The sequence below is a fragment of the Nostoc sp. genome (assembly GCF_036917395.1).
Lineage (GTDB): Bacteria > Cyanobacteriota > Cyanobacteriia > Cyanobacteriales > Nostocaceae > Nostoc.
Genome location: NZ_JBALDI010000085.1, coordinates 184192 through 192533, shown reverse-complemented (window position 1 = coordinate 192533; position 8342 = coordinate 184192). Strand labels below are relative to the sequence as shown.

Below are 8342 nucleotides of genomic sequence, written 5' to 3'. Positions count from 1 at the left end.
TTTCCCTTAAACTTGATGCCGCTTCCCTACGGGTTTCTTCCGATTGAGAATCACGAATTAACTCCACTAATGCAGTGATAGCAGTGGGATTATCTGGAGCTATTTCCCTTAAACTTGATGCCGCTTCCCTACGGGTTTCTTCCGATTGAGAATCACGAATTAACTCCACTAATGCAGTGATAGCAGTGGGATTATCTAGAGCTATTTCCCCTAAATTTGATGCCGCTAGCCTACGGGTTTTTTCCGATTGAGAATTACGAATTAAATCTTCTAGTGCAGTGATAGCAGTGGGATTATTTGGAGCTATTTTTCCTAAATTTGATGCTGCTTGCCTACGGGTTTGTTCCGATTGAGAATCACAAATTAAATCTTCTAGTGCAGTGATAGCAGTGGGATTATTTGGAGCTATATACCCTAAGTTTGATGCTGCTTGCCTACGGGTTTGTTCCGATTGAGAATTACGAATTAAATCTTCTAGTGCAGTGATAGCAGTGGGATTATTTGGAGCTATATCACCTAAAATTCGTGCCGCTAGCCAACGGTTTTTTTCCGATTGAGAATTACGAATTAAATCTTCTAGTGCAGTGATAGCAGTGGGATTATTTGGAGCTATATCACCTAAAATTCGTGCCGCTATCAAACGGGTTAGTTTCGATTGAGAATTATGAATTAACTCCTCTAATGCCGTGATAGCAGTGGGATTATTTGGAGCTATTTCCTTTACAATTAATACTACTGTCCAACAGATTTCTTTAAATTTAGAATCACCAATAAACTCTTCTAATGCAGTGATAACAGTGGGATTATTTGGAGCTATTTTCCTTAAACTTGATGCCGCTAGCTTATGGTTTATTATCGATTTAGAATCACGAATTAACTCCATTAATGCAATGATAGCAATGGGATTATTTGGAGCTATTTCCCCTAAACTTGACGCCGCTAGCCTACGGGTTTTTTCCGATTGAGAATTACGAATTAACTCCTCTAATGCAATGATAGCAGTGGGATTATTTGGAGCTATTTTCCCTAAACTTGATGCCGCTAGCCTACGGGTCTGTTCCGATTGAGAATCACGAATTAACTCCTCTAATGCAGCGATCGCAGTGGGATTATCTGGAGCTATTTCCTCTAAAGTTGACGCCGCGAGTAGCCCACGGATTTCTTCAAATTGAGAATCACGAATTAACTCCACTAATGCAGTGATAACAGTGAGATTATCTGGAGCTATTTCCCCTAAACTTAATGCTGCTAGGCAACGGGTGTCTTCAGATTGAGAATCACGAATTAACTCCTCTAATGCAGCGATCGCTTTTTTGCGATCCGTTTCTGCCAGTACAGCATTAGCCTTTTCTTCTACCCGTTCCTCAAACCTATGCCATTGCTGTTTTTCAATGTTCAAATAACCAAAGCCCCATGTAACAATTTGCTTGGCGATCGCATCTGTCAAAGCACAATCTTTAAACTCGGCAATCCCAGCTGCGGCTAGAAAATAGGCTCGATATTCATAAAAACCTTTCCAGTTAAGAATTTGACTCTGACTGTTGCACCCATCTTCAAACTCTACTAACGCTTTGATAAAATCTTCCTTCTGTTGCTTTTTTACATCCTCTCGTCCCAACCACAGTAAAATCACCTCTTTCCACTGCGGCTCAAATATGCGATATATTCCTTTTTGTGGGTTTTCAGGAACGTGATTCAAAAAATAGTGCCAATCGTCAACAGCTAAGGCGGCAAAATATTCCTCAAAGGTGGCATGGTAGAAAGCATAAACCTTTTCTTTGCTAGGAGATTCAGCCGCAATTCCTACATGATTTAGCCAGCCGAGTTGCCAAGCTTTGTAAAATAGTGAAGTCTCATCATCTACATCTCCCAGTTCCTCACTGATAAAACTTTCCCGCAACCGGAACCGCGAACTGCCTTCTTTGATATCCCGCAGTGCTAAAAGTCCCAAGGCTTTGTTTAATTCCCGTTGTTCTTTTATGCTGATGCGGAAACGGTTTTGTTTCCATCTGTAGAATTGCTGCACACACTGATGATACAGTCCCGCTTTAGTCTCTGGTAAATTCCCCTCCTCAGTTTGCCAGATACCACACAACAGCGCCAACCGCAGGGGAGTTTGCACCAAGTCTTGCAGGCGTACCCGTTCAGCTGAGTCTAATTCTGCCTTTAACCGTTCTCCTTTTTTACTGAGGTTGCCAAACCAGTTCTCGATAAACTGATGCACCTGTTGGGGATAGTCAAAGTCTAGCAAGCGATAGGTTTCAAAGGTTTCTAGGGCGTTAACATCCGCTTGCCAAACATTCAGCCGACAAGTTAACACTATTCGTGATGAACGTAGCCATCCAGTTAATTGACGGGAAATTTCCTCTAATGGCTGGTGAGATGCTGAATCTCCAGACATTTCATCTACCCCATCTAACAGCAGCCACACTCGTCCCTGCTGTATTTGGTTTGTAAAGTCTTCCCGCACTTCCTGATTTAATTGTGTTGCAGGAATTGCTTGCTTTAGCCAACTATTACATATATATGTTTGAATATCTGTCAAAGTACTATTTCGCCCCAAGTCTGCTAGAGAAATCCAGACTGGTAAACCTAAATCTTTCTCTAATACCCAAAAAGCTATAGTTTGCAGGAGTGTTGTTTTTCCTGCACCCGGTTCTCCAATCACAGCTATCTGCTGTCCTTTGGTTTTACCTTCGCCATATTCTAGAATTTGACTTAAGAAAGCTTCATGCTCAAATCGCTGCTGCGTTTCATACTGCGGTTCATAAAGCCGTGTTCCCGCATCTGGGGAAAAGTTACCCTTATCGCGTTTATCTGTTTTTGTGCGTTGTACCAATGCCAGAGGGACATAAATTTGTTCTTTATCTTTTCTGGCAGATTCATCTTGCATGATGAAATTGCTGGTTGTCCGTCGCTGCGGTTCTAGCATGGTGTTACAGACTTCGCGCCAATCAATGAGAGTAGCTGCGGTTTCAGGTGGCGGAGTCGTCGTTGCATCAATTAAGTCTGTTAGTTCTAAATCTAAGGCATTGGCGATGAGACTAGCATTTTCCCAATCAATTTCCTCTTCACCGAAAAAACGCTTAACCGTCTTCTCACTCACATTGGCATATCCTGCAATTTCCAAATAAGTTAAACGCTTGCCTTCATGGTTACGTTTTGCAGCCTTCGCATTTAAAAGTTTCTCTTTTCCCTCTTCATTGACTCGAACACTATTGCGGTTCCGTGTTTCCCCCATAATTAATATATTTTTGCAGATGAGGATATTTCTAGTTTAAAGAGATTGGTTGATTTTTTGAGGGTCACAAAAGGTCAATTAATCTCTGTCCCTGTCTTGTCCCTAAATGTCCAGCGCCTCACTTATCACTCAACGTAACTTTGTCTTATAAGCACTTGAAACGGAGTTACGACAATGACAAAGGTAAATCAAAACCTACAGAACCCCACCCTGCAACTAAAAAACGGAGTAGAACGACTTGATGTAAAGCCGCTAAAAACTATCCCAGTGGTTGATGCTGGTAATGCACCATACCAAGTTGATGTTACACCTATATTGCTGCAACAACCTTCTAGCCCATTTGCGATCGCACTCAGCATCTCCATCATCATTGGTGCGATCGCTGGATTGATTAAAACTATAAAATCTGGCTAATCCCCACATTCCGCCCAGAAGTTAATTTCTGGGCTTGATAGACCCATACGCAAATTATAAATGTTTACCAGGATAGAGTTACACTGATTCATACACAAAGAGCGATCGCACTCAGCATCTCTATCGTCATTGGCTAATTCAAATATATATCTAAAGTTATTGATTTAAATGGAGTTTGCAGCATTAAAGCTTTCTTATAAAAAAGAGTTTGATTAACTTTATATTAATTTTAATGGTGCGTTGTCACAAAGGTCAACGCACAATTATCTAACGAAACGGCGAGTCAAAACAATCAGCTCACAGATGTCACTGTTTGGTTTACCACTAGACGTGCTTTTTTACGGTCTGACCTGCGCGTTCCACCAGCCATCTCATACTCATCACTATTTTTGCCATAGCAAGATGCAACATTCAATAGCATTTGCTCAGAATAAGTATTTAACTCACGTTCTGCTTCTATTAATGCATTGTGTGTCTTATCTACTATTGTTTGTGCTTGATTATAAGCGGCTAACTTCTCTCGTAACTCAATTACTTTAGTGTTGTAAGTAGCAATAGAAAACCCATTACTAAAGTTTAACTGAGGGTTAATCGTCTGCATTCCTTCAATCCGTCTTTCAGCTTTGGCCAGTGGCATGGAGTTCCGTTTGCGTTGCTTCATATAGTTTTCCTGTTTGGATTAATTTATAAATAACCCTGGTTTTACACACTAAGTTATATATATATCATCAAGATACGCAATAAGCAGATGCACCAGCCACAGTGAAGTTACAGAATTTTAAGAGCATTGGATGGCATTAGGTAACTGATGCGGGTATATTTGCTGAAATTCGTTGAGAAAAGCTAGTTTAGAAGTCGCAAAAGCTGGTTTAGAAGTCGCAAAAGCTAGTTTAGAAGTCGCAAAAGCTAGTTTAGAAGTCGCAAAAGCTAGTTTAGAAGTCGCAAAAGCTAGTTTAGAAGTCGCAAAAGCTGGTTTTGAAGTCGCAAAAGCTGGTTTTGAAGTCGCAAAAGCTAGTTTGATGAAAGTTGTTCAAATAATTCCATAACGCTTAATTGGCTACATTATATTGCGGGGTGTAGGGGCACGGCAGTGCCGTGCCCCTACGGGTGTACCTCACACAAACGAGAAGCGCTATATTTCCAAAAGTGAGATACCCGCCTAGTAAACCAATAGTAACAACAGCTACCATTGCATCGGCTAGACGGGGATGAGACGAAGCACACTAAAAATTTATTTTTATAACTGAAAATTTTATTTTATTTATGTATTAAGTAGCTTTCAGGATGTTATCTGTATAATCTATCATTCAGTTTAAATTATCGAATGTATAATCTATCATTCAGTCTTATTAATTATTGACCTCTGTTACTTATTTATAGGTTGAAATTTGGGGATTAGGGTATCTCTTTTTAAGACATAACATACCACTCACCTAGTAGTTATTTATTAACTAAATTTGAGAAGTTATGTAGGCATACTCTATCTTAGACATTACCTAAACTTCTACTTGAAAAATCATGAGCCATTATATGGATAGTTAGCACCTTTACGCCATTGTCCAATGTCTCAAGACTTATTAAACTCCTTTCAAGAAGCATACAGCAATCTCGAACTGTTTCCGTTGATGGAACGGAACGAAATGGAAAGATTTAGAGTCGAATATGGTGATGATTTGATTGCAGACCTTAACCAATTAGTGGAAGATAGTCCGAATGGAGATGGCAAAATTGTCTTTACAGGACATCGGGGATGTGGTAAATCCACTTTGTTAGCTGAATTTAGCAGACAAATTCAAAATAAATATTTTGTAGTTCTATTTTCTATTGCTGACAAAATTGAAATGTCGGCGGTTAACCATATTAATATTCTGTTTGCGATCGCAGTTAATTTAATGACCGAGGCAGAAGCACGCAAAGTTGATATTCCGCAATCTACTAAAGAAGCTCTTTATAAATGGTTTGCTACCCGCACTCGCACTGAAGAATTAAATTTACAAGCAGAAGCTAGTATAGGTTTTGACCTCCTAAAGTTGATTAGCTCTAAATTAAAAGCTGATGCTAGCGTTCGGGATGAAATTAAGCAAGAATTTGAACGTAAATTATCAGATTTAGTTGCCAGAATTAATGAAATTGCTGCTTTAATTCAAACTGCAACTCAACAAAACGTTTTAGTAATTATTGATGATTTAGATAAACTTGACTTAGGAAGAGTTAACGAAATTTATCGAGATAACATTAAAGCTCTTTGCCAACCTAACTTTCAAATTATCTACACTATCCCGATCGCAGTCCTTCGGGAAACATTTCTCAGCACAATAATTGCCACTGAAACTAACGACCAAGTTGTGGCAATGCCTGTCTTAAAAATCTTTGAGAAAGGTAAAAATCGGTTCCCTAATGCCCAACCTCGCCCGGAAGCAACAAAGATTCTCGGTGAAGTTTTACAAAAGCGGATTTCCAGTGAATTAATCACAGCAGAAACTGCTGAAAAAATTGTGATTTCCAGTGGTGGTGTATTGCGAGAGGTAATTCGTATTTCTAAGGAATGTTGCCGCATTTGTTTGCGGATGATTCGGCGAAATCCCTCAGCAGAAGTTATCATTAATGATAAAATTCTCCTTCAAGCAATCAATAAAATCCGCAATGATTTTTCCATCCGTTTAGGAAAAGCTGATATAGATATTTTGCAGAGTGTTTATGAACAATTTATGCCCAATGACCCTAAACAAGCAGAGTTTTTGGATTTGCTACATGGGCTGTATGTTCTAGAATATCGCACTGATGAAACTTGGTACGATGTTCATCCAATTATTATCGAAAGCTTGAGAAGACAGGGAGCTATTAATGTTAAATGAAGAATTCTTAGAGGACGAGGGAGAAAATCAAGATGCATATGATGATTTAATTGTTTCTATTGAAGCTCAAAAACGGGGATTAAATTTACTGATTGCAGTTTGCAATGATGCAAACTTTCGTGATGAAATTATTGCCCAGTATGAAGCTGAACTACAACCCGCTTTCCGTCCATATCGAGTGACTTTAGCACGTCAAGAACCTAGCCTCAAAGCTGTTCTTAACCAACTGGTACAACAAGAAGAATATCTTCGTCAGCATAACCAGGCGGTGATCACTGTGACGGGTGCTGAACAACTTTATTTTCTCAGATTGGGAAAAGAGCAATCAGAACAGGAGAAATTTTTTGGTTACTTACAGTGGACAAGAGAAGGATTGCGCGAGTTTCCTTTTGCGATCGTGCTTTGGGTAACTAACCAAATTTTAGTCAACCTGATTAAAAAAGCCCCTGACTTTTGGAGTTGGCGTAATGGTGTATTTCGGTTTGAATCTAAAAAGACGAATGCTATTCCTGGTAAAGAACTAGAACATATACGCTTTGTTTTTAGAGACACGGAATTAGCTAGCACAGATACTAATCAAGATAACTCCTTTTTCTTACCCATTCAAGATTTACAAGGATTAATCGAGAAAGTAGAACAGGAACGGGGAACTAAAGATCCCAGCTTGGCTACCTTATATTCAAGGTTGGGTGATATTTACCGCAGCAGATTAGATCGGGGTGAATCTCAAAATTATCAAGAAGAACAGGAATTAGCAATTAAGTATTGGCGTCAGGCGAGTGAATTGCAAAATGAATTAGGTTTGCAGATAGACTTAGCTACTAGCTTCAACAATTTAGCAGGACTATACCGTGCAACAGGACGCTACAACCAAGCAGAACCACTATATCAACAAGCTTTGGAATTGACGAAACGTCTTTTGGGAGACAACCATCCTTCTTTTGCTACTAGCCTGAATAATTTGGCAGGACTCTATAAATCTACTGGACAATATAGTAAAGCGGAACTCCTATATCAACAAGCTTTGGAACTGAGGAAACGCCTGTGCGGAGAAAACCATGCTGATGTTGCCGCCAGTCTCAACGATTTGGCATTACTATATGATGAACAAGGACGTTATGACGAAGCAGAACCTTTGTATCTGCAATCATTAGAACTCGAAAAAAGTCTGCTTGGCGAAAATCATCTTTCTTTCGCTCATATACTGAATAATTTAGCGCTACTTTATTATCATCAAGGACGTTATAGTGAAGCTGAACCGTTGTCGCAACAAGCAATAGAACTAGATAAGCGATTTTTGGGAGAAGAGAATCCCTATGTTGCAACAGATTTGCACAATTTGGGATTGATATACCGCGCTCAAGGACGTTACGATCAAGCCGAATCTTTGTTTTTGCAATCATTGGAACTCAAGCAGCGTCTATTGCAAAAGGCGCATCCACTTTTAGCAGATACTATCTATGCTCTTGGTTATATGTACAGAGAGCAGGGGCGTTACAATGAAGCGGAACCCTTATGTGTAAAAGCCTTAGAACTTGATAAGCTTTTGTTGGGAGAAAATCATCCCAATGTTGCCGAAAGTCTCAATAATCTGGCAGAAATTTATCGTGAAACTGGACGTTATGCTGAAGCGAAACCGCTTTATTTGCAAGCTTTAGATATTTGTGAACGAGTTTGGGGCGTTAATCATATTCGTAGTTTCAATATTCGTCAAAATTTAGAAAAACTTGCCGCAGCAATGCATAATGGAGAGTGCGATGTCTTGTCTACAACACGCAGCGCGAACGACAACCCCTTCGGAGAACGCATTGCATAGAGCAAAAACATCATTT

6 protein-coding genes are annotated in these 8342 nt (G+C 39.6%); 4 read left to right on the top strand and 2 right to left on the bottom strand.

Features of this window, described 5'->3' with window-relative positions:
* Positions 1 to 3241: HEAT repeat domain-containing protein (locus V7K46_RS30655; protein WP_335120002.1), on the bottom strand; the 3241-nt coding region annotated here is incomplete at its 3' end.
* Positions 3242 to 3415: 174 nt separating this feature from the next.
* Here V7K46_RS30655 and V7K46_RS30650 point away from each other — a divergent pair.
* Positions 3416 to 3655, top strand: a complete 240-nt coding sequence (locus V7K46_RS30650; protein WP_335119997.1) for a hypothetical protein — start codon at positions 3416 to 3418, stop codon at positions 3653 to 3655.
* A gap of 292 nt (positions 3656 to 3947) precedes the next feature.
* On the opposite strand, the gene V7K46_RS30645 is transcribed toward V7K46_RS30650, so the two are convergent.
* Entirely contained in the window at positions 3948 to 4316 is a 369-nt protein-coding gene (locus V7K46_RS30645; protein ID WP_335119995.1) for a hypothetical protein, read from the bottom strand.
* Positions 4317 to 4488: 172 nt separating this feature from the next.
* Here V7K46_RS30645 and V7K46_RS30640 point away from each other — a divergent pair, with 172 nt between their 5' ends.
* From V7K46_RS30640 to V7K46_RS30630, 3 genes are all read left to right on the top strand, one after another.
* Complete coding sequence (locus V7K46_RS30640) at positions 4489 to 4701, top strand: hypothetical protein (protein WP_335119993.1); 213 nt, start codon at positions 4489 to 4491, stop codon at positions 4699 to 4701.
* Between the two features lie 516 nt (positions 4702 to 5217).
* Positions 5218 to 6510, top strand: coding sequence for an ATP-binding protein (locus tag V7K46_RS30635; protein ID WP_335119990.1), 1293 nt, complete (start codon positions 5218 to 5220; stop codon positions 6508 to 6510).
* Complete coding sequence (locus V7K46_RS30630; RefSeq protein ID WP_335119985.1) at positions 6500 to 8326, top strand: tetratricopeptide repeat protein; 1827 nt, start codon at positions 6500 to 6502, stop codon at positions 8324 to 8326. Before V7K46_RS30635 ends, V7K46_RS30630 begins: the two co-directional genes overlap by 11 nt.
* Positions 8327 to 8342 lie beyond the last annotated feature (16 nt).

What these genes read in the sequence shown, in the direction of transcription:
- V7K46_RS30650 (WP_335119997.1), top strand. Translation starts at nt 3,416, where the DNA reads ATGACAAAGGTAAATCAAAACCTACAGAACCCCACCCTGCAACTAAAA.
- V7K46_RS30635 (WP_335119990.1), top strand. Translation starts at nt 5,218, where the DNA reads ATGTCTCAAGACTTATTAAACTCCTTTCAAGAAGCATACAGCAATCTC.
- V7K46_RS30645 (WP_335119995.1), bottom strand. Translation starts at nt 4,316, where the DNA reads ATGAAGCAACGCAAACGGAACTCCATGCCACTGGCCAAAGCTGAAAGA.
- V7K46_RS30630 (WP_335119985.1), top strand. Translation starts at nt 6,500, where the DNA reads ATGTTAAATGAAGAATTCTTAGAGGACGAGGGAGAAAATCAAGATGCA.